Source organism: Mesorhizobium sp. P3_A8 (genome assembly GCF_056402995.1).
Genome location: NZ_JBFUGI010000010.1, coordinates 171814 through 194663, shown reverse-complemented (window position 1 = coordinate 194663; position 22850 = coordinate 171814). Strand labels below are relative to the sequence as shown.

Below are 22850 nucleotides of genomic sequence, written 5' to 3'. Positions count from 1 at the left end.
AAGCGCCCTGGTGGCGGCCGGCGCCGCAGCAACCTATTTCGGGCTGCGAAACATCGGGTCGATGGAGGAATACAACGCCTCCGTTGCTGCCGCGCGCACGGTGTTGACGCAGGCGCCGGGGATCAGCGACCTGATCCGTTACGCGACGCTGGCGGCGAACAGCCACAACACCCAGCCGTGGCGGTTCAAGATCAGCGACGTCGGGATAGAAATCCTGCCCGACATGGCGCGACAGATTGAGATCGTTGACCCGGACAATCATCATCTATTCGCCAGTCTCGGTTGCGCGGCGGAAAACCTGGCTATCGCCAGCGGCGCGTGCGGAAAGCCCGGCGAACTCAGTTTCAGCCTGGTGAATGACGGTGCCGTGATGTTTATGTTCGGGAGCGGGCCGCCTGTAGAGCCGACGCTGTTCGATGCGATCCCGAAGCGGCAATCAACACGTGGCGACTATGACGGCAAAGCCGTCAGCAGCCGCGATTTACAGACGCTTTCCGCAGCAGCGGCCGTGCCGGGTGTCGATCTCATTCTAATCACGGATCGGCCACGGATCGACCGCGTGCGCGACCTGGTCATCGCGGGCAACAATGCGCAGATCGCCGACGCCGCATTCGTGCGGGAACTGAAGACCTGGCTGCGCTTCAGCCCCCGGCAGGCGATGGTGACCGGTGACGGTCTCTTCAGCGCGTCAAGCGGCAATCCCGCCCTTCCGGAATGGCTTGGTCGGGTCATGTTCGCTCTCGTTTTCAAAGCCAAGACCGAGAACGAAAAGTACGCACGGCAGCTCGCATCCTCGGCGGGCGTCGCAGTCTTCGTCGCCCAAAAGGAAGACCCCGAACATTGGGTTCTGGCAGGCCGCGCCTGCCAGCGTTTCGCTTTGCAAGCCACCGCGCTCGGCCTCAAGCACGCTTTCATCAATCAGCCCGTCGAAGTCGCTGGCCTGCGTCCGGAACTGGCGACGCTTGTCGGCTTGCGCGGGCGACGTCCCGACCTCGTCATGCGCTTCGGCTACGGAGCAGCACTCCCTTTCTCGGCGCGCCGGCCAGCAGAAAGTGTAATCCTGTCTTGAACGCTCCCGTTCAGAGCCCACCCGCATCGGCGGTGCGCCTTGCGACAATCAAGGCCATTCACACTGTCGTCTGGGCTTTTTTCGTCGCGTGCATCCTCGCAATCTGGGTGTTCGCCTCGCGGGGCGACTATTTCTACGCGGTGCTGTCGATCGGTGTCGTCCTGGTGGAGGTGCTCGTGCTGGTCCTGAACGGATGGCGGTGCCCCCTCACATCGGTCGCTGCGGGCTACACCGACGATCGACGCGACAACTTCGACATCTATCTTCCAGAATGGCTTGCGCGTCACAACAAGCTGATCTTCGGCACCCTCTATGTGGCAGGAATAGCGGCCACGCTTGCGAAGTGGAGCCGTGCGTCAACATAGAGGAAGGCCGCATCATGGCTGAGGATGATCTTCTGATCAGGCAGCGATTGCCAGCCGCTGTCTATGACCTGGCCCGCCGACTCGGCGCCAATCCCGAGATCCGCCTATCGACGGTCAAGCTCACCCAAACAGGACGGATGAAACAGGCGCTTGGAGCCACGTCCTGGATGTCATTTACTGCAAAGCAAGCGATCGACACGTGCGAATGTGCCTTCGACTGGCGGGCACGGGTTGGTCCCTTCGGTATGATCTCAGTGCGCGATGCATTGAAGGGCGGCCAGGGACGGTTGGATGTCATGGCGCTCGGGGTCATCCCGATCGCCCGCGCCGAGCGCTCGTCGGCGCTGATGCGCGGCGAGCTGATGCGATACCTTGCGGAACTTGCCTGGGCGCCCGACGCTATTCTCTTCAACACCACCTTGCGCTGGCGTGACGACGGGCCCGACGGGCTGGCCGTGAGCGCCGGCGTGGGAGAGACAGCGGCCGAAGTCACGCTCAGCCTCGACAGCGACGGGAGGATTGCCGGTGCTTTTGCCCCCGATAGGCCGCGTTCGGCTACGGTACCAATCCTGCCAACGCCGTGGCGCGGCCGTTTCTCTGATTATCGTTATCACGGCAACATGTGGCTTCCGTTTGCGGGAGAGGTCGCCTGGGAGATCGACGGGAAGGAAACCGTCTACTGGCAGGGCCGGATCGACGGGTGGGTGGCGTCCAACGATCGTGCTTGATCTGTGCGATCTCCGCACTTCCAGCCGTGGCTCTTCGGCAGTGGCGATGTTTTGAGGCACTGAAAACTGCCTACTCGCTTGCTTCACGGCCGGACACCTGCTCGACGAGGATCCGGAAGAAGACGTGCGGCGTGCTGTCTGACACCGGAGGCGAAACTGGTTTGAGGGCGCCGGGCTCCCACCAGTCGGCGTGCTTGCTGAGCAACGTCCAGGCATGGTCGCGCTCGAGTTTGTGGCCTATCCGGTCAGGCAGTTCCTCATAGCGGCCATCGACAACCACGCTTTTCCAGCCCCGTCCTTCGCCGCGTTCGTCGACCTGGACGGACACAAGCGGGTTGGCGCGCATCCAGTCGATTTTCTTGCCCGGCATAGAAAACGCGTAGAGGTGACTGTCGGCATACGCATAGTGCACCGGAACGACATACGGCTGCCCGTCCTTGGCACATGCCAGGCGACCCATACGATTGGCCGTCAGCATTTTGGTGCATTCCAGCGCAGAAAGTGTGCGGATCAGCATCGTCTTATTTCCTGTGGTCTGCGTCGATTCTGTTGTTGAGCGTGGTCAGCCAGGGCTCAGCCTGTCATCCAATGTTGCGAGCACCGAACCGGGTTCGACGACGGCGTTGGTTGCCGCGACAATCGTCGCTCGCCCGCCTGCTGGCGCGACGATCTCGTGCAGCGCGTCTTCAATTCGAACTTCCGCTATCCGCTCGCCGACCCTGATCGCGGCACCGCTCGCGATGAACCATCGCTCTACAATACCCTCGGGCAACATGCTGGATGCCCATAGTGCTTCATCGACCTTGATGTTCTGCATCTTGGTTCTCCTTTGAAGCGGTAAGCATAGTCCACTCGCCAGGGCAATCTTTGATCGCGATCAAGGATCGTAACACCGAGCTTGCAACTCGGCCCTCGCATTCGGTGGTGGTTTGACACTCAATCAGAAATGCTCCCCGGCCTTGAACGGACCGATGCGCGTTCCCGCCGCGATCAGGTAGGCGGTCGACCAGCCAATGAGCAGAAATCCGTTCACGCCCTCCAATGCCGCCAAGACGCGCCATGTATGAGCGGGTACGACGTCGCCATAGCCGACCGTTGAAAAGGTAATGGTCGAAAAATACAGGGCGGTCTCGAAGTCGGCGAAGATATCAAGCAGCCGGTACAGCCCGGCCCACAGCCAGATCTCGATTGTCATGACGGCGAAGAGCCCCATCACCACGCTGATCATTGCCACCGTGCGGCTGTGACGCCCATGCATGCGAAACCGCGCCACAAGGTACCCCATCGCATGGGTTACGGCGATCAGGCCAAACGTATGGACCAGGACCGTCAGACTGATGACGACGGTGCCGATGAGCAGATTGAGGATCATGCGCGGAACCTAGCGACTCCAAAGGGTCCTAGTCCTTGTGCGAGATCAATCTTGGCGCCGGCGAGCTCCGGCGTGTTTGAAGCTCCCTGTTCAATCGGTCCTTCCCTAGCCAACGGGAATACAGGACAAAAGCGCCCAAGCCGGTGGTGAGGCGCGGACGCTCAGAAGGTGGCCGAGAGAGCGCGGCCACCTGACTGACCTAGGCGTATGCGGCTTCGGTCGTCATCGCACTCGTCACTATCGGCGCGGTGAGATCCAGCACCACGATTGCGCCCCGAGTTTCTGCGGAGACAAATCGACGACGCTCGTCAGAGCTGATGAAATTTTTCGTCAATCAAGTATTCGTGTACAAGGCGGCTTGCGACGGTGCCGCAATTGGCGCGAAGGGCCGTTGACTTGATGTTCGAATTTCATAATCGTGTATAGTCGCTAAAGGTGACCTACGCTGATATTCCAAGGAGGCGCTTCAACTAGCACTGGAGCGCCGTTGAGTTTTCTGAAATGTCATTTCGGGGCGGAGATTCCTTCGTAACCCGCAAATAGATCGTGTATATTTCTTTGTCTGTTGCGAATGTAATGTGGCACGATGTGAACACCACGAAAGCATCGCATCGATCCGATGGAGGCAGTGCTTTTGGCGCGGTTGCTGGTTCTTGAAGACGAGTGTGTCCTGGCGCGACACATGAGGGCTACGCTGGAGCGGGCGCGCTATGCGGTCGATGTCGTCGAGACCATCGCCAGTGGGATGGACGCGCTCGGCACCACCGCCTATGACCTCCTGCTGCTCGACAGGCAGGTGCCCGATGGTGACGGGGTGACGCTGCTCGATTTTGCCCGCCAGGCCAAGTTGGCACTTCCGGTGATGTTCCTTACGGCCCGTTCCGGCGCCGATGACCGCGTCAGCACGCTCAATCGCGGCGCCGACGATTATCTCTGCAAGCCCTTCGAACCTGCCGAGCTTGTTGCGCGCGTCGCCGCTCTGCTCCGCCGCCCGGGACAACTGACTGTGTCGACGCTGAAGGCCGGCAACATCGTCCTCGACAAGGTCGAGCGTTCAGTGATGATCGCGGGCAAACCTCTGATGATCGCACGCCGCGAAAGCATGCTTTTAGAGCAACTCGTCACCCGTTCGGGTCAGGTCGTTACCCGCGAAGCGCTGAACGCCAAGCTGTTCGGCTTCGAGGACGGCGCCTCTCCCAATGCCATCGAGGCCAGTGTCTACCGGCTGCGCAATGTGCTGAGCAGTTTGGGGGCGGACCAGCAGATCCACACCGTTCGAGGCATCGGGTATTGCCTTGCGCCTTAGCGAGCGCCTGTTCGGCTCGATCGGTGTCCGCCTCAGCATCCAGCTCTCGTTGCTGTTCGTGCTCTTTGCCGCGGCCTGCGCTGGCCTGATCGGTTACCAGCTTTCCAACATCGACGAGACGGCGCGATCGTTGCGGCTGCAGGGTCAGGCTCGGGAAGTCAGGCAAGCCCTGCATTTCACCACGGGGACCGCTCCAGCCGCGGAACTGCCGCCTGTGCGCATGGCCGACTACCAGGGGGAAAACCCGACCTTGTTCTACGCGCTGCGCAATACCGCCGGTGATCTGGTTGAGGCGTCGTCGAAGACCCTGCAGGACGGTTTCAGTGCTCAGTTTTTCCGCCGCATGGCGCGTGGCGAAAGCAACACGGCGGCCAGGGACGGCCTCGACAATGCCTTCTACTTCCTGTCGGAGCCGTTGGAGACGCCGGACCATCAAAAGTTCCTGCTTATCGTTGGCCAACACGCTTCGGCGACAGACACCCTGCTGCGCGACGTCGAATGGCGGCTGATGGTCGGAACCGGCCTCGCTGCCATTCCGATCTGCCTGGCGGTGTTCGGCGCCAGCTTGACGATCATCCGCTTCGGCTTTGCGCCGATACGCCGGCTGTCGCAGCAGGCCGACAGGATCGGGCCAGCTGATCCTGCGGCACGCATCGGCGAGGCGAACCTGCCGGTGGAATTGCGTGACCTCGCTGAGGCCGCCAATGCCGCTGCCGACCGCCTGCAACAGGCCATCACCAGTCAGCGCCGCTTCACCGCGGATACGGCGCACCAATTGCTGACGCCGCTGGCGCTGCTGTCCGCGCGGATCGAGCAAGGCGAGGGGCCGCACCCGGACCCCGGCCTGCGCGGCGACATCAGGCGCATGCAGAACCTGATCCGGCAATTGCTGCATTTGTCGCGCCTCGCGTCAGTATCTGAGCCCCACCAAAAGCTGGATCTCAGGTCGATCGCCAGGCAAATCGTCATCGACATGGCTCCGCTCGCCATCACCGAGGGCAAATCACTGTCCTATGACGCGCCTGACACGCCGTGCTTGACGACGGGGGATGCCATGGCCATCAGCGAAGCCTTGGCCAATCTCATCCGCAACGGATTGCGCCACACGGCCCCCGGCACCAGCGTCGACATCATGGTGGAGCGGCCGGCAATCATCAGCGTTGCCGACAGGGGCGCCGGCATCGCGGAGGTGGATCGCGATCGCCTGCTGGAGCCATTCTTCACCACGCAGGCCGACAAGGGCGGCTCCGGCTTGGGTCTCGCCATCGTCGACGAGGTCATGCGCCAGCATGGCGGCACGGTGGAGGCTGAAAACCGCAGGGAAGGCGGCGCCCTGTTCCGGCTCAGCTTTAAACCGGCGTAAAGGTCGAAGGCGGCGCAATCCGCCCGAGGATGCTTGTCATCGGTATGAAGAAATCGCACGGGGCCGCGAGTTCGTCAGGTTGTCATCAGGTTGGCCATGTAAGGTCGCTGCTCGGGCATATGCGAGGCGGCTTCTGCGAAAGTTCTTTGATCGCCCAGGACCGAAGGCAGCCGTGTCAGCAGGCTTGAAGGCCTGCCAGCCACCGCCAGGGAATTGCGAGGGGCGATGACGGAAACGATTCCAGCGGCGGAGTACTCGATCCCGGACACGGCGTCGCCGATCGATCCGGCATTGGCCGGCCTCTCGCTGATCGCTGGCTATTTTCGCGTCGCAGCCGATCCGGTCCAGCTCCATCATCAATTGGCGCTCGGCGCGCAGCGAGGCACGAACGACGACGTCGTGCGAGGCGCCAATCTGCTGGGCCTTCGATCACGTGCGATCCGGATCAGGTCGCCCGAGCGGCTCGCCGCGGTTCCCTATCCTGCGCTGCTGCGGCTCGCGGACGGCAACAGCGTCGTACTGGGCGCCGGAGCGGACCCCAGCCGGGTGCGTCTCATCGATCCGATCCTTCGTACGACCCGCGAGATGAGCCTGACAGAGGCTTTCGCGGCTTCATCGGGCGAAGCCGTTCTGGTCACGCGCCGGCTGGGTGGCGCCGGTTACGACCCAACGACGTTCGGCTTCCGGTGGTTCCTGCCGTCGCTGTTGCGCTACCGTCGGCCGTTGACGCAAGTCGCGGTCGCCTCGTTGTTCGTCCAGCTTTTCGCCCTTGTCACGCCGATCTTCTTCCAGCTGGTCGTCGACAAGGTGCTCGTACACAAGGGGTTGTCGACGCTTGTCGTCCTCGTGGTGGGCATGACGACGCTCGGGTTGTTCGAGGCGGTGCTGCAGTTCCTGCGCGCCTATACGCTGAACCACACGACAAACCGCATCGACGTCGAGCTCGGGCGCCGGCTGTTCCACCATCTCTTCCATCTGCCGCTGGCCTATTTCGAAACCCGTGCCGCCGGACAGACAGTGGCACGGGTGCGTGAACTGGAGACCGTCCGTGGGTTTCTCACTGGCCAGGGCCTGACATCGCTCCTCGATCTCGTCTTCACCCTCGTTTTCTTCGTCGTCCTTTTCATCTACTCAGCGACGCTGACGGTCGTCATCCTTGGCTCGATCCCGATCTATCTGCTCGTCGCAGGTCTGCTTCGTCCGGTATTGCGCCAGCAGATCAACGAGAAGTTCAATCGCGGCGCGCGTTCCCAGCAGTTCCTGGTCGAGTCCATCGTCGGCGCGCAGACGCTGAAGGCCGCCAGCGTCGAGCCAACGATGCAGGCGCAATGGGAGGAGCGGCTGGCGGCCTATGTCAGCAAATCCTTCGACGCCAGCGTGACCGGCGCGATCGGGCAAAACGTCATCCAGTTCATCAGCAAGGCGACAACGGCGCTCATTCTGTTCCTCGGCGCGCAGGCGGTCATCGCGGGCACGATGACGGTGGGCGAGCTCATCGCGTTCAATATGATATCGGCGCAGGTCGTGCAGCCGATCCTGAGGCTCTCGCAGCTCTGGCAGGATTTCCAACAGGTGCAGGTTTCGGTGTCGCGCCTTGGCGACATCCTCAACGCACCGACGGAGCCGGCACCGCAAAATCTCCTCACGCTGCCGCCGCCGCGCGGCGCGATCGAGTTTCGGGGCGTCACCATGCGCTATAGCCCCGAAGCTTCCGAAGCGCTGAAAGGCGTGACGCTGTCCATACCTCCCGGCGAAGTCATCGGTTTCGTTGGACAATCGGGATCGGGCAAATCGACGCTGACGAAGCTCGTGCAGCGGCTCTACAGCCCGCAGGCAGGACAAGTGATGCTCGACGGCGTCGACATCGCGCAGCTCGATCCCGGCTGGCTGCGCCGACAGATCGGCGTCGTGCTGCAGGAGAATATGCTCTTCAACCGCACGATCCATGAGAACATCGCGCTGGGCGACCCGGCGATGGCACGTGCGATGGTGATGCAAGCGGCGCGGCTCGCCGGCGCCGACGAGTTCATCGCGCAATTGCCGCAGGGCTACGACACGATGGTCGAAGAGCGCGGCGCGAACCTCTCGGGCGGGCAGCGCCAGCGGCTCGCCATCGCCCGCGCGCTGGCGACAAACCCACGTATCCTCATTTTCGACGAAGCAACGTCCGCGCTCGATTACGAGAGCGAGCGGGTCGTACAGGAAAACATGCGCGCCATCGTTCGCGGACGCACGGTGCTCATCATCGCGCATCGTCTCGCGGCACTGCGCCCCTGCACGCGGATCGTCGGCATGGCGCGCGGCGAGATTGTCGAAGTGGGATCGCATGATGAACTGCTGCGCCGCGACGGCGGCCTTTACGCTCGGCTTTGGGCCCTGCAGTCGGACCAGGCGAGGGTCACGGCATGAACAAGCCCGTCTCGCCTCCTTCCTCACCCGCACCGAGTTCGCCGCGGCCTCTAGGGTCGCTTACCTCGGGCCGTGATCGCGAGTTCCTGCCGGCCGCGCTCGAAATCCTTGAAACACCGCCGGCACCGCTGCCCGTCGTTTTCATGCTGACGATCTGCGCCTTCTTCGCGGTAGCGCTCGTCTGGTCGTTCTTCGGGCGCCTCGACGTCCTGGCCGTCGCGCCAGGAAAGATCGAATCCATCGGACACGCGAAGGTGCTCCAGACGCTGGAACCTGGCAAGATCGCCGCGATCCACGCCGAGGCGGGACAGACGGTGAAGGCCGGCGATGTGCTCATCGAATTTGACCCCGCCGAAGCAATGGCGGATCAGCAATCCGCTACCGACGACTGGTTCGCGGCGCTCGCCGAAGTGGCCCGGCGTCGCTACGCCATCGACGCGCTGGCGCCGATCCAGTCTTCGCTGGCGAGCGGCTCGCCCGAGGATCCCGCCCCGTCGCTTGGTTCCATCGTCGCCGAGGCGAGGGACAAGATCGATTGGGGCGCGGCACTGCCGACCAATTTCCGGTTACGTGAGCTTGCCGTCCTCAGCGCCGACGTTGACCAGCTTACGAGCCAGTTGCAGAGCCTCGACAAACAAGCCTCGCAGAAGGTGGCGACGCGCCAGCGCCTGCAAATGAGCATCGAGTTCCAACACACGCTTCTTGTTACGCTCAACCAGCGTGTCGGCACATGGCAGGAGGCGATCAAGAAGGAGGTCGGCACCAAGATCAACCTTTATGACGCGCAAGAAGACCTGCAGAAGTCGCAGTCCGCACTGGCGTCCGATCAGGGCGAATTGATCGAAACCGACGCGGCCTTGCGCGAACTCTCAAGCGAGAAGACCAAGGCGGTCTCAGAATTCATCGCGGACAACGAAAACAAGCTCGCCGACGCCGCCAAGAAAGCCGACGAAGCCCAGCAGACGGTCGCCAAGGCGGCGACGCGCGTCGGCCGCACAAAGCTCGAGTCGCCGATCGACGGCGTCGTGCAGAAACTCGCTGCAACCACGGTCGGGCAAGTGTTCACGTCGGGCCAGCAGCTGCTGGTGGTTTCGCCTCGCGGTGGCAAGCTCCAGGTCGAAGCGCTCGTCGCCAATCTAGATATCGGTTTCGTGCATGCCGGGCAGGACGTGGCAATCAAGGTCGACGCGTTTCCGTTCACCCGCTTCGGCACGCTCCATGGCCACGTTATCCGTATCGCGCCCGAGGCGCTCGATGAGCAGGAGGCTAAACGCGCCCTTGCCAACGCGGCCGCTTCGGCCAACGAAGTGAACGCTCCGGCCCCGGAATCGCCCGGGCAAATCGAGAGCTTTGTATTCCCGGTCACGATAGAACTCGAAGAGACGGCGATGCCGGTTGGCGATGCAAAAATCCCGCTCAGCCCTGGCATGACGGTGAGCGCCGAGATTCATACCGATAGCCGACGCATCATCGACTATCTGCTCTCGCCCTTGTCAAAGATTAGCGCTGAGGCGATGCGTGAGCGGTGAGGGGTTCCGCTGGGCTGGCCTCACCACATGCAGCGGTAGGCGAAGCGCGCTCTCCGTGGCGTTCTTCAAGTGGTTTCGGATTTAAGCGGGACAATGTCGGCTGCCATCGGAAGTTATTTTCAGAAATCGGGATCTCGTCAAGTTGCCGTCAGGTTGGAATGATATAGTTCCGTCAAAGTGGGGTGATGTGGAGGCAGTCGAGCATATGTCTAGGATAAATCAGTCTGTTCTGGATTGCTTATCCCATGGCGGTTTGATCGATGGTTTAATATCACCAACATTCGTATCATGTGGATGTTATACAATGTCTATTCCGGATCACGCGTTTTACGCCTGCCTTGCAGTTTATTTAATGGCGCCAAATGAGCGAGCAAATGGCTGAGGCGCATAGCTCAAAAAGTCCAAATGAAAACTTTATTGGGACTAAAGATTCTGAAAGCGCAACGCGTGATCCTATTCAAATTGATCAATTCTGGGGTAACAACAAGTTAGTGTGGCCGTGGATGGAAAGTTACCTTCCAAAAAATCGTATGTTTGCAGATGGATTTGCTTCGGTGTTGCAGCTATTTATTGGAATATTATTTATAATAGTTATTTTTCACTGCATATTAAAAAAAGACATTTTTTTACCAATTCTTGGAATCCCTCTTATGGGATACCTTCTGGGAAGTTTTAATATAAGAATGGCGCGTGCACAGCAAAAATTCCTCATAGCCAAGAGGAATGGAGGAAGAGATGAATGAAACTAACGCTAAAAATAACCCAAATGAGGAGATAATTGGGTTCGGTCGAGCCGGAGAATGGCTAGACAATGCCCTTTCCGGTCTAAATACTTCATTGGAAGTAATAAAAAATCAATATGCAGAGCCCGCGCTCGAGACCTTGACGGAAGACGCCGATGTCAGCCTTCGTTTTTTGGGATCGGCCACGGGATTCATTCATTATTATTATGAAGACGGAATGTCTTTACTCGATGCTACTACTGCGACAGCTACGCAAGTGGGTGCGGAATTCATTGGGGGCCTCGGCGGAGAGGCGGTATTTCCCTTTGGGGGAGGCTATGCGGGAGAAATCATCGCCGGGCTCGCGACTCAGAAACTCATCGACTCACCTCCTCAACCTATGTTCTCGAACGATCCACAAAGCCCATACTCATATTTGCCGAACTCAATCGACGATCCTAACCCATATAAGCAAGGACCGTTTGCTATCGGGACAGGATATACAGGAGACGGTACCGGGACTGACTCGCCCAAGGAACAGATGACGCCTGCCGATTGGGCATCTCAAGGCGGTGGGAATGGTGCTGTCAACCCATCTCAATTCCCCGGCATCGGCGCGGACAGCTCCAACGACGGAAGCTATCTCAACGGAGCCGAGCCGGGTGTCACCTTGGGTGGGGTTTCCTATCCGGGCGACAGCAGCCCCTATGCGAGCGCTGGTTCCTCTGCAAATTATTCGAACATCTTCGGTGCGGGGTTTGACCCTAGCAATCTTGATAACCCAGACGATCTGAGCCCGGCAGGCGATTACATTGCGAGCGATGCGGGCGGCTACGTCCCCAGCGGTTACTACCCTGACCCGACTGGCGGCAACGATTCGAGTTCGTCCGGCAGCTATGACCCGACTAACTATTATCCCGATCCGACCGTCACTGGCTCTGCTAGCGGCAGTGACGGTTCGAGCGGTGACGGTGGCGATGGAGGCGGCGATGTCGGCGACTACTATCCGCCGAGCGGCGGCGACTACCCGGACATGGGTGACAGCGGCGACGATTTCGCCCCGATCCTGCTCGACGTTTCGGGCAAGGGCATCAACATCACCGAGCTGAGCCGGTCGAACACCTTCCTCGACACGACAGGCTCTGGGCTTTCGCATAGAACGGCCTGGGCTGGGGCGGGGACGGCGGTGCTGTTCTACGATCCGAACAACCTGAACGAGATCGTCGACAAGAGCCAGTACATTTTCACACAGTGGGACCCGACCGCCAAGGACGACATGCAGGCCCTGCGGGATGTCTTCGACAGCAATGGCGATGGGGTGTTCAATGCCTCCGACGCCAAGTGGTCGCAGTTCAAAGTGATGGTGACGAATGCCGATGGAACGACGACAGTCGAGACGTTGGCCCAAGCGGGGATCACGTCGATCAACCTGACGGGCGATACGACGGATATCCAATATGCGGACGGCTCAGCCATCACGAGCGAGACGACGTTCACGAAAGGCGACGGCACGACGGGCACTGTGGCCGCCAGCACTCTTGCATCTGATGCAAGTGGCTATGCAGTCAGCACCAACACCAACACATCCACGGTGGCTGGCGTCACCACCACGGTGATCACCAATACCGGCACCAATGCCGACGGCTCCGTCGCCTTCGCGGATGTGCAGACGACGGTGGTCAACGGCAGCAGCGTGACAAGAACCACAACCTATGACGACAATGGCGACGGGGTCATCGATCGGAAGCAGGTGATCGCCACTTCCGTGGATGTCTCGGGCAACACGACGGAACTGTGGACCAACTATAATGGCGGCGGCACCAAGCTCTCGGCGGTGCAGACGGTGACTTCGGCCGATGGCAAAACCATTACCATCTCGCGGGATGCGACAGGCGGCGGCTGGTTCGCCCAGGTGGAAGTGCAGGCCACGGCTGTCGACGCCTCGCGCACCGATACGATTACCAACCTCAATGCCGATGGCAGCGAGATCAACAAGAGCACGACCAGCTATTCGGCCAATGGCCTGACCAAGACCGTGGCTACCGACATCGACGGCAACAGCACCACCGATCTGACCGTTATAGATAGCCTTGTGGTCAACACCAATGGCTCGCGCAACGAGACCGTGGCCACCACTTCGAACAATGGATCGGATTTGGGCACGGTATGGACAGCCATAAGTGCTGACGGCAAGACCCAGACGGTCTCGACCGATCATATGGGAGGCGGCACGGTGGATCGGGCGGTCAACACCGTGATCACCACCAATGCCGATGGCACTTCGACCTCCACCCTTCAGAACTATGGCGGCAACGGCGCCTATATCGATGGCCAGACCGTTACGAAGAGCGCCGATGGCCTGTCCACCACCACAGTGCAGGACCTGAACGGCACGCATGGCGCGGACCGTACCACCACCGACACCATGACGCTCAATACCGATGGCAGCCGCGACGAGGTGGTGACTATCACTTCGCTCAATGGCAGCCTGGTCAGCCAGATCACCACCCACCTGGGCGCTGACCAGATCAGCAAGACAATCTCCAACGATAGCCTAGGCATTGGCCACGCCACGAGCACCGAGACGGTTAGCATCAATGCCACGACCGGGATCAAGACCGACACGACCTCCAGTCTGGCCGCCAATGGCTCGCTGCTCAACCAAGGCGTGGTCACCACCTCGGCGGATGGCTTGTCCAGGACCACGACGACGGATGTGAATGGCGATGGCGTCATCGACACCAAGGTAACCGATGTCACGGTCAAGAATGCCGATGGCAGCGCCACGGAGACCATTGGAAACTATGCCAGCAACGGCACGTTGCTTGATCAGACCATCATCACCACCAGCGCCGATGGTCTCACGGTGACCACGGCCACCGATGTCAATGGTGACGGGGTGACCGATACCACGCTCAAGGACCAGAAGGTCAACAATGCCGATGGCTCGGTGACAGAGACGGTGACCACCACCAGTTCCAATGGCAGTCTGCTGCACCAGGCGGTGACGGTGACCTCGGCCGACCGGCGCACGCAGACCATCACCGACTATGGCGTGCAGACGGTGAGCGGAACCAACACGGCCTATGTCGATAAGACCGAGTCCATAACCACGGCTTCCAGCGGGACGGTGACCGACCTCACCAGCCGGTTTGCCATCAATGGCAGCCTGGTCAACCGGGCCGAGACAGTGACCTCCGCCAACGGGCTCACAACAACCACCAATATTGACGCGACCGGCCATGGCAATGCCTGGGACAGCACGACAACCGCGAGCACGACCTACAATGCGGACGGCTCGACCCTGACCGAGCAAACGGCCTCGGCACCCAATGGCACGCTGCTCGATCGTGCCGATACTTATGTGAGTGGCACTGGAACGTCGAACAACGTCACCCGGGATGTCAATGGCGATGGCACAAACGATCTCAATACAAAGACGTCGGAAACCTATTCGACGAATGGCAGCCTGACCACCACCGTTGGCAAGTACAATGGCTCAGGATCAACACTGCTCGACCAAACCCAGACCTTGGTCTCCGCGAACGGTCTAAGCAAGACTGTCAGCCATGACTTCAATGGCGATGGGACCATCGACCAGAGCACGACCGACAATTTGCAGTACAATGCCAATGGCAGCACCACCGAGACTGTCACGGACTATACCGGAACGAGTGCGGGCACGGTGCGCGATGTCAGCACCACCACGGCCAATGTCCTGGTGTCCGGTGTCGGCCGGCAGACCACGACGACCTCGCAGTCCAATGGTTCGGTGCCGTTTTATTCCACCGACACGGTGACCCCTCTGGCCACCGGCGAGGTAGACGAGACCGTGCAGATCTATGCCTCGCAGGGTGGCGCCCTGCTGCGGCAGACCAAGCAAGCGGTGAGCGGCAACGCCCTGACCACGACGCTCTCTACAGATGTAAACGGGGATGGGACTTGGGACTTCTCGAAGACCGACGCCAAGACCGTCAATGCCGATGGCAGCGTCACGGATACGGCTTCACTGAATAACACCAGTGGCCTGGTCTCGGAGAAAGTCACGACCGTATCCGGCAATGGTCTTTCAACCACGACGTCCTCTGACCAGAATGGCGCGGTGAGTGGCGGTGCTGCGGTTTTCAACAAGGTCGTCACCGATCTGACAGCCGTCAATGCCGATGGCAGCGAGACGGAAACCGTTACCGCCAAGGCCCAGAACGGATCAACCGAAACCCAGTCCGTCACCACCACCAGCGCCGACCGGCTGACGGTGACCACCAACCACTATCTCGATGAGACGGGAACGCTCACCCATCTGGACCAGTCCGATGTCGACCAGACCAATGCCGATGGCTCGCTCACCGAGACCTTGACCAGTTGGGGTGCCGCTGCCGTGCTCCTCAGCACGATCGTAACGGCGACCAGCGCCAATGGCCTGGCCATCACCAAGACCTATAAGAATGGGTCGGGTGTGGTCACCGATACGCAAAGCACCACCGAGACCCTCAACACCGATGGCAGCGCCGCCACAGTCTTCAGCGACAGCGATGTGGTGGTTTCGGGCACGACGCTCGCCACCTCCGGCACCACGAATGTGAGCGGCAATGGTCTCACATCCACCACGTCCCTTACGCTCAGTGGCCGGTTGAATTCGGCCATGGCGGCAAGCACCACCGAATCGGAGACCAGCAGCACGGTGATTGCAGCCACCGGTGCTGAAACAACGACCAATGCCGATACGGTGGGTGGAACGGCTGCTGACACCGAGACTACCACGGTCTCCGGCAATGGTCTTTCCGACACCACGTCGTTGCAGCAGCAGGGCGCGGCCAGCGCCCTCTATACAGACCAGAAGACCATCAATCTCGACGGGTCTACTACCGAGACCGAGACCTATTACGACCAGAGCGCATTGAGCACCATCCTGGCGCAAACCATCACCAATGTGAGCTGGGACGGGCGCACCACCACGACAACGACCAAGAACGCTTATGATGCATCCGGGCAGACCATCACCGCCGATGCTAGCGATCTGGGGGAAGGGGATTCTCCTCCGGCCACCTATACGCCCAGCTTTGCCACACCCTACAATCTCACAACGGATGTCTATGTTCGAAATGCCGATGGCACGACGACCGAGACCAGGAGCGGTACTGGTGCGTTTGGGGCTCCTGCTTACGAACAGACCTTCAATTGGTCGACCACGGCCGATGCCGGACAACTGCTCGCAATCACTGACCAGGACGCGCGTAGCCTGACGGTCAGCCAGAGTGCGCAGGAGGTGTCGGCCTCGGGCTTGAGTACAGGCTTTGCCTTCGACACGACCGGGCTTGAATCCAAATCGACACTGACCACGGCAGCCTCGGATATCAAATCCGGGTCCGGCCTGCCGGGCTCCATGCTGGCCACCGACATTATAGGTTCCGCCGCCACTATGCTCAATGTCGATGGCAGCCAGACCACGACAACACAAAGCGCCTTCGGCAACAGCTTCAGCAATCTGCGCCAGAAGATCGTCACGACGGTCAGCGCCAACGGGCTGGTGACCGTCAAGCAGGTAGATAATGATGGGAATGGAGTCGTCGAACAGGTTGATACCACAACAGTCAACCCGGATGGCTCCTCCACCACGGTTGACAACTACTACAGCAATACGACGGGACCGAGCGGAGCGGTCACCGGCAGCAATACCTATACCCGCAGCGCCAATGGCCTGATCACGACCCTGGTCGCCTCGAGCGGCATTACCGATACCACGGTGGATTTTGCCAATGCCTATGGCAGCTATCAATGGTCGCGGAGTGTGACATCGGGCAGTGTGGCCGCCAGCAATGGTTCGGCCTCTGGTTGGTCGACCCATGGCATTGACGCCAACGGCATGGACACCTGGACGATCAATGACGGCTTGGGCGATGCTCAGAAAACCATCACCATCTCGGTAGGACTTGAAAACCAATATATCGCCCAGGCGAATGAATTGTACCTCGTGATGATGGGTCATGCGATGGACGATTCCCAAACCCAATACCTATCGGAATACATCACCAACGGCGTCTTCAACGAAGAACAACTGGCCTATAAAATCTACCTTGACTCACCAGAATATCACGCGAACTTCGCTTTATGGCAAACCTATCAAGGCATAGCCGGATATATGAACAGCCCTATTCCATTCTATGAGAATGCTTTCGGTCGATTGCCAACGGCAGAAGAAATGGCCAATACGGGGTATTATATCGCGCAAGAAAACTCCCAAGGCGTGCAAGGCATTTCCGACGATTGGGCACAAGCCGCCGTGCAGGTGGCTCAGTATGCGGCGGACTATGATTTCAACACAAGTCGCACCGCTACGGACCCCAATGTCAGCCTGCTCTTTGCCGGTGCCGGTACCATTGCGACCTCACCCAACTGGATCAGTCCTGGCTCAAGCTCGATCCAGGTCGGAACCGCCGGGACCTATTCTTATTCGCATGACTTCATCGTCGATATGAATGCGACCTCTGGTGATGCGGTGGCGATGACGGTCAATGGCAGCGACGATCTCGTCCAGGTCCAGGGAGATTTGGGCAGCGTGACCATGAACGGCTCCAACAATGCGGTTGAAGTCGTCGGTTTCACGGCAACGGTGACGGCTTCTAATGCCGATGTTCTGATCGATTATAACGGCATCGCCACGGTGACTGGCAATTATGACCAGATTACCCAAGCTGGGCCTTCGCAATTGACGCTGAAGGCGGGTTCCACGAATGACGTCATCTATGTCGGTGCTGGACCATCGGGCTTTGGGGACTATCCAAACACCTCGACTTACTCCACCACCAGCGCTTCGAATGCTTCCATCACGCTCGCGGCCAGCGCTGCGGATGTTCTGACCGGTTCGGGCAACCAGATCTCTCTCGCCAATGGCGACACGCTGACAGCTTCAAGCAATACGATCTCCATTGCCGCTGGTGCCAGCGTAACGCTCACTGGCAGCAGCGACACGATCAATGCCAGCAGCGGTTCGGTCATCAACTTCGGGGCTGGTTCAACCGACACTTTGTCGACCACAGGCCTCACGCTCAATTTGACCAATGGCGATGTGATCACCGCGAGCTCAGAAACGGTCGGTGTTGCTGCCTCCGCCACAGCGACGGTGACGGGGTCTGGCAACACCATCACCCTTGCGACCGGCGCCAAGCTGACGGCCTCAGGCGACACGATCACGGTTGCGGCGAGCGCGACGGCGACGGTGACCGGCAGCGGCGACACGATCAACGCGGGTAGCGGCGACACGCTGACGGCCTCCAACGACACGATCACCTACGCTTCGAGCGCCACAGGAACGCTGTCGGGCACCGGAAACACCCTCCATGTGACGACCAGCGACACGATCACACCCGGTGCGAACGCGACCGACACTATCTCCGGCAGCGGCGCGACGATCGCGGCGGTATCGACGGACATCCTGACCTTCGCGGCCAGCGCCACCGATACGATCACGGGTACGGGCGTTTCGATCACCGAGAACACCGGCGACAGCCTCACAGCAACCAGCGACACGATCACACTGGCGACGAATGCGGTGGCGACGATCTCGGGCAATGGCAATACCGTCAAAGTAGCGTCGGGGAATACGGCGACATTTGGGGCGAGCGCCACCGACACGGTGTCGGGGAGCGGGGCAACCATCGCGGTGGTTTCGACGGACACGATCACGTTTGGCACGAGCTTGACCGACACGATCACTGGAACGGGCGCCTTGATCAATGAGGCGACTGGCGACGTGCTGACGGCATCATCCGAGCGGATCGCCCTGGCGGCGAGCGTGACCGCGACAGTGACGGGCAGCGGCAACACCATCACCGAGGCGACCGGCGACGTGCTGACGGCCTCATCTGACACGATCACGGTTGCAGCGAGCGCGACGGCGACGGTCACGGGCAGTGGCGACACGATCAACGCGGGCAGCGGCGATACGCTTACGGCTTCGAACGACACGATCAATTACGCCGCAAGCGCCACGGGAACGATCAACGGCAGCGGGAACACGGTTTCGGTGGTTTCGACGGACACGATCACGTTTGGCGCGAGCTTGACCGACACGATCACTGGAACGGGCGCCTTGATCAATGAGGCGACTGGTGACGTCCTGACGGCGTCATCCGAGCGGATCGCCTTGGCGGCGAGCGTGACCGCGACGGTGACGGGCAGCGGCAACACCATCACCGAGGCTACCGGCGACGTGCTGACGGCCTCGAGCGACACGATCACGGTTGCCGCGAGCGCAACGGCGACGGTCACGGGCAGCGGCGACACGATCAACGCGGGCAGCGGCGATACGCTGACGGCTTCGAACGACACGATCAATTACGCCGCAAGCGCCACGGGAACGATCAACGGCAGCGGGAACACGGTCTCGGTGGTTTCGACGGACACGATCACGTTTGGCGCGGGCTTGACCGACACGATCACTGGAACGGGCGCCCATATCAATGAGGCGACTGGCGACGTCCTGACGGCGTCGGGCGACACGATCACGGTTGCGGCGGGCGCGACGGCGACGGTGACCGGGAGCGGCAACGCGATCAACGCGGCGACCGGCGACGTGTTGACGGCCTCCGGTGACACAATCACGGTTGCGGCGAGCGCGACGGCGACGGTGACCGGCAGCGGCGACGCGATCAACGCGGGCAGCGGCGACACGCTGACGGCCTCCGGCGACACGATCACCTACGCTTCAAGCGCCACAGGAACGCTGTCGGGCACCGGAAACGCCCTCCATGTGACGACCAGCGACACGATCACGCCCGGCGCGAACGCGACCGATACGATCTCGGGCAGCGGCGCGACGATCGCGGCGGTATCGACGGACGTCCTGACCTTCGCGGCCAGCGCCACCGATACGATCACGGGGACGGGCGCTTCGATCACCGAGAACACCGGCGACAGCCTCACCGCAACCAGCGACACGATTACCTTCGCCGCCAACGCGACGGGAACCGTCGCCGGCAATGGCAACACGATCAAAATCAACAGCGGTGACAACGTCACGATGACAGGGACGAGCGATGCCCTTACCCTCCCGCAACTCTTCGGCCTCGACTCGGTTACCGGCTTCGGGTCGACGGATTCGTTCACCGTCAGCCATCTCGATTTCGCGACCTGGGCGGTGCTTCAGGGCGATATGAGCCAATCGGGGGCGAACACGTTGATTACGTTGGACGGGTCGGATGTCCTGACTTTGAAGAACGTTACCGCTTCCAGTCTCACATCGTCGGAGTTCCACATCGTCTGACCCGCGCTATGGCTTGGCGCGTAGAGTGCCAAGTTTGATGGATGGGAAATATAGATAAATAAAATCAGGTAGTTACAGGGCTTTTTTGGTGGGCCAAGATTGATCGAGACCGGTGGCGGCACCTGCAAGAAGCGTCGCGTGGGTCCTTTCCAATTGCCCGCGGGCTTGCGAGGTCAGGGCTCGCCAACCCGCCGTTTTTTGCTTAGAGCGCCGGCAGTCGCCTGCGCAGACGTCCAACGGGGTAAGACGGCCTTCGACCGCATCGACCTGCCAGCAGGCGTCCCAATCGGTGTCATCAGGCGGGCAGTCGCGACAGACATTTAAATCGAGGGGATCTTCGATTTCTGAATGAGGCTCTTGGCCTCAGTCTCAACAATTCTCATTATCGTACCTCATGCTGCGGATTATCGCCGCAACAACGATGCAAGGCGGCAACAGCCGCCTCACTGGCATTCACGGGGACTTCCGCTCTAGAACATCGGGTCGGCCGGCTCGTATCTGCCTTGCAGCAAGACCGTCTCCACCGGCCCAAGCGGATCAATGATCCGGCTTTCCAGGACTTCGATAAGTTTGCGTCCGACACCCGCCATGTCCACGAAATGAACGCCGATCTTCGCCGGCAGGAAGCGTGCCAGCCGCGTGCTGTCCCGAACGACAATGTGGATGTCGCTCCCCGGCGCGAGACCTCTTCTACCAAGAGCATGCAACGCCCCTAGAAGGCCAAGTTCGTTGGCGCATGCCAAGCCCGTCGGCGGATCTGACCAAGCCAGCAGGCGATCGAACCAGGCTGCGCTCGACTCCATGGTGAACATGCCATAACCGACCAGCGACTGGTCGATCGGAAGTCCGGCCTCGGCCATTGCCCTTCCATACCCGGAAAGACGCGTGACACTCGCCTGATCCTCCGGAACGAGAAGTTGCAGCGCAATGCGTCGACAGCCCTTGTCCATGAGCCGTCGGGTCGCCTCGTAGGCAATCTGTTCATTGTCGATGTCGACATAAGGATAGGCGGTATCCAAGTCGGTTCTTCCAAACGCGACGAATGGCATGCGTCTATCCAGCAATAGCTTGACGCGCGGATCACCCGCGACCATGCGCGTGATAATCAGCCCGTCTGTGCTGCGCGCCCTAAGCTGCCGCTGCACACTCTCGACGGGATCATCGTCGGGTGTGGTGGAATAGATGGAAAGACTATAACCAGCTTGCCGCGCCGCCAGCGTCATGCCTTCGATCAGAGGAAGCTTCGCCAGGTCGGACAGGTAGTCCCGCGTTTCCATCGGCAGCACAGCCGTCAGCGTCATGGTTCGTCCGGTCTTCAGCGCGCGACCGTGATGATCCGGTACATAACCGACCCGCTCCGCCACTTCCTTGACGCGCGCCACGGTCGAGGGATGCACTTCCGGCCCATCCTTAAGCGCGCGCGATACCGTGGTCACCGAAAGGGAAAGTTCCGCCGCGATCTGTTTTAGATTGGCCATTTCGCCCGACTTTATTTGTGAAAGCGCCGGCTGATTTGCTTGGCATCGTAACGTTACCGGATTCGATACAGCGGTCAAATCCGAACTCACCGCAAGCTGACAACCCGGCTTGACTTTAGGGCATTATGCGGTAATCGTAACGTTACGATTACAAAAAATGCCCGCATATCTGACATTTTGATGAATCCTGGAGGAGGAGAACCTATGTCCTGGCTACGCATTTCCTTGGCCGCAATCGCAGTCACGGCTGCCTTGCCCGTCTCTGCCCAAACCGTCACCATCACGACCGCGGGTGGCGATTATGGCAACGCCGTCAAAGAGGCCATGTGGGCCCCCGCCGCAAAAGAACTTGGCTATGATGTCCGAGAAGAGACGCAAAGTGACGGGCTGGCCGCCCTGAAGATGCAGGTCACCGCCGGTGCGGTGACGACCGACATCATCCACCTGGGCTCGCCGGAAGGCGCGCAGGCCGCCGCACAGTCGCTGTTGGAGCCGCTCGACTACAAGATCATCGATCCTAAGTCGGTGCCAGATGGTGCAAAGTCCGACTACTGCTATCCGTTCGACTCCTATGGCACTGTCATGTCGTGGAGCACCAAGACTTATGGCGAGACTCCGCCGAAGACCTGGGCGGAGTTCTGGGACGTTACCAAGTTCCCGGGCCGCCGCGCACTGCGCGCCAATGCGCAGGATCTGATCGAAATCGCGCTGCTCTCCGATGGCGTGGCGCCGGCAGACGTGTATCCCGTGCTCAGCACGCCGGAGGGCTTGGAGCGCGCCATCAAGCGGCTCGAAGCGATCAAGCCAAATGTCTCAGTCTGGTGGACCTCGGGAGCCCAATCCGCACAGTTGTTGAAAGACAGCGAGGCGGATCTGGTCGTTACTTGGAACGGACGGGCGCAGACCGTGAAAGCGGATGGTGGCGCGGTTGACTATACCTTCAAAGGTTCCGTCATCGGCACGGACTGCCTTGGGGTGCCGAAGGGAGCGCCTAACAAGGAAGCGGCCATGAAACTCATCGCGGCGATGACGCAGCCCGCGCGCGTGGCCAAGCTGACCGACTTCATCGCCTACGGCCCTGTCAACCCTGCTGCATATGAGGGAGGCCTCATCCCCAAAGACCGTCTGAAGACCCTCGCGACCGCGCCTGAAAATGCTGGCACTTCGGTGTTTTCGAATGCGGACTGGTGGGTCAAGAACGGCGAGGCCGCTCAAAAGGCCTTCGATGAGATGATGAACCGCTGAGC

14 protein-coding genes are annotated in these 22850 nt (G+C 60.4%); 10 read left to right on the top strand and 4 right to left on the bottom strand.

Annotated elements, in window-relative coordinates:
• Window positions 1-10: 10 nt before the first annotated feature.
• The 3 genes from AC1DX4_RS23465 to AC1DX4_RS23455 are packed head-to-tail and all read left to right on the top strand — an operon-like array spanning window position 11 to window position 2162.
• A complete protein-coding gene (locus tag AC1DX4_RS23465) occupies window positions 11-1069 on the top strand; it encodes an Acg family FMN-binding oxidoreductase (RefSeq protein WP_477222553.1) in 1059 nt (352 codons plus the stop codon).
• The gene (locus AC1DX4_RS23460; RefSeq protein WP_477222552.1) at window positions 1066-1434 is read left to right on the top strand and encodes a hypothetical protein; all 369 of its coding nucleotides are present in this window, start codon (window positions 1066-1068) and stop codon (window positions 1432-1434) included. The genes AC1DX4_RS23465 and AC1DX4_RS23460 overlap by 4 nt, the downstream gene beginning before the upstream one ends.
• 14 nt (window positions 1435-1448) lie before the next feature.
• On the top strand, window positions 1449-2162 hold the full coding sequence (locus AC1DX4_RS23455) for a DUF6544 family protein (RefSeq protein WP_477222551.1): 714 nt from the start codon (window positions 1449-1451) through the stop codon (window positions 2160-2162).
• Between the two features lie 70 nt (window positions 2163-2232).
• On the opposite strand, the gene AC1DX4_RS23450 is transcribed toward AC1DX4_RS23455, so the two are convergent.
• The 3 genes from AC1DX4_RS23450 to AC1DX4_RS23440 all read right to left on the bottom strand — a co-directional run bounded on the left by AC1DX4_RS23450 (window position 2233) and on the right by AC1DX4_RS23440 (window position 3534).
• Window positions 2233-2679 (bottom strand): pyridoxamine 5'-phosphate oxidase family protein, encoded by a 447-nt coding sequence (locus AC1DX4_RS23450; RefSeq protein ID WP_477222550.1) that lies wholly within the window; start codon window positions 2677-2679, stop codon window positions 2233-2235.
• A 45-nt stretch (window positions 2680-2724) separates the two neighbouring features.
• Window positions 2725-2979, bottom strand: coding sequence for a lipoyl domain-containing protein (locus tag AC1DX4_RS23445; protein ID WP_477222549.1), 255 nt, complete (start codon window positions 2977-2979; stop codon window positions 2725-2727).
• Between the two features lie 123 nt (window positions 2980-3102).
• Window positions 3103-3534: a potassium channel family protein gene (locus AC1DX4_RS23440; protein ID WP_477222548.1), complete on the bottom strand. Its 432-nt coding sequence runs from the start codon at window positions 3532-3534 to the stop codon at window positions 3103-3105.
• A gap of 634 nt (window positions 3535-4168) precedes the next feature.
• Here AC1DX4_RS23440 and AC1DX4_RS23435 point away from each other — a divergent pair.
• From AC1DX4_RS23435 to AC1DX4_RS23410, 6 genes are all read left to right on the top strand, one after another.
• Complete coding sequence (locus AC1DX4_RS23435; protein ID WP_477222547.1) at window positions 4169-4840, top strand: response regulator transcription factor; 672 nt, start codon at window positions 4169-4171, stop codon at window positions 4838-4840.
• A complete protein-coding gene (locus AC1DX4_RS23430) occupies window positions 4830-6203 on the top strand; it encodes a sensor histidine kinase (protein ID WP_477222546.1) in 1374 nt (457 codons plus the stop codon). The genes AC1DX4_RS23435 and AC1DX4_RS23430 overlap by 11 nt, the downstream gene beginning before the upstream one ends.
• A 225-nt stretch (window positions 6204-6428) precedes the next feature.
• Complete coding sequence (locus AC1DX4_RS23425; protein WP_477222545.1) at window positions 6429-8612, top strand: type I secretion system permease/ATPase; 2184 nt, start codon at window positions 6429-6431, stop codon at window positions 8610-8612.
• Entirely contained in the window at window positions 8609-10141 is a 1533-nt protein-coding gene (locus AC1DX4_RS23420; RefSeq protein WP_477222544.1) for an HlyD family type I secretion periplasmic adaptor subunit, read from the top strand. Before AC1DX4_RS23425 ends, AC1DX4_RS23420 begins: the two co-directional genes overlap by 4 nt.
• 374 nt (window positions 10142-10515) lie before the next feature.
• Window positions 10516-10884 (top strand): hypothetical protein, encoded by a 369-nt coding sequence (locus tag AC1DX4_RS23415; protein WP_477222543.1) that lies wholly within the window; start codon window positions 10516-10518, stop codon window positions 10882-10884.
• Window positions 10877-20125, top strand: a complete 9249-nt coding sequence (locus tag AC1DX4_RS23410; protein ID WP_477222542.1) for a beta strand repeat-containing protein — start codon at window positions 10877-10879, stop codon at window positions 20123-20125. Before AC1DX4_RS23415 ends, AC1DX4_RS23410 begins: the two co-directional genes overlap by 8 nt.
• A 470-nt stretch (window positions 20126-20595) precedes the next feature.
• Here the strand turns inward: AC1DX4_RS23410 and AC1DX4_RS23405 are convergent, their stop codons facing one another.
• On the bottom strand, window positions 20596-21681 hold the full coding sequence (locus AC1DX4_RS23405) for a LacI family DNA-binding transcriptional regulator (protein ID WP_477222541.1): 1086 nt from the start codon (window positions 21679-21681) through the stop codon (window positions 20596-20598).
• 126 nt (window positions 21682-21807) lie between these two features.
• On the opposite strand from AC1DX4_RS23405, the gene AC1DX4_RS23400 reads away from it, so the two are divergent.
• On the top strand, window positions 21808-22848 hold the full coding sequence (locus AC1DX4_RS23400) for an ABC transporter substrate-binding protein (protein ID WP_477222540.1): 1041 nt from the start codon (window positions 21808-21810) through the stop codon (window positions 22846-22848).
• Window positions 22849-22850 lie beyond the last annotated feature (2 nt).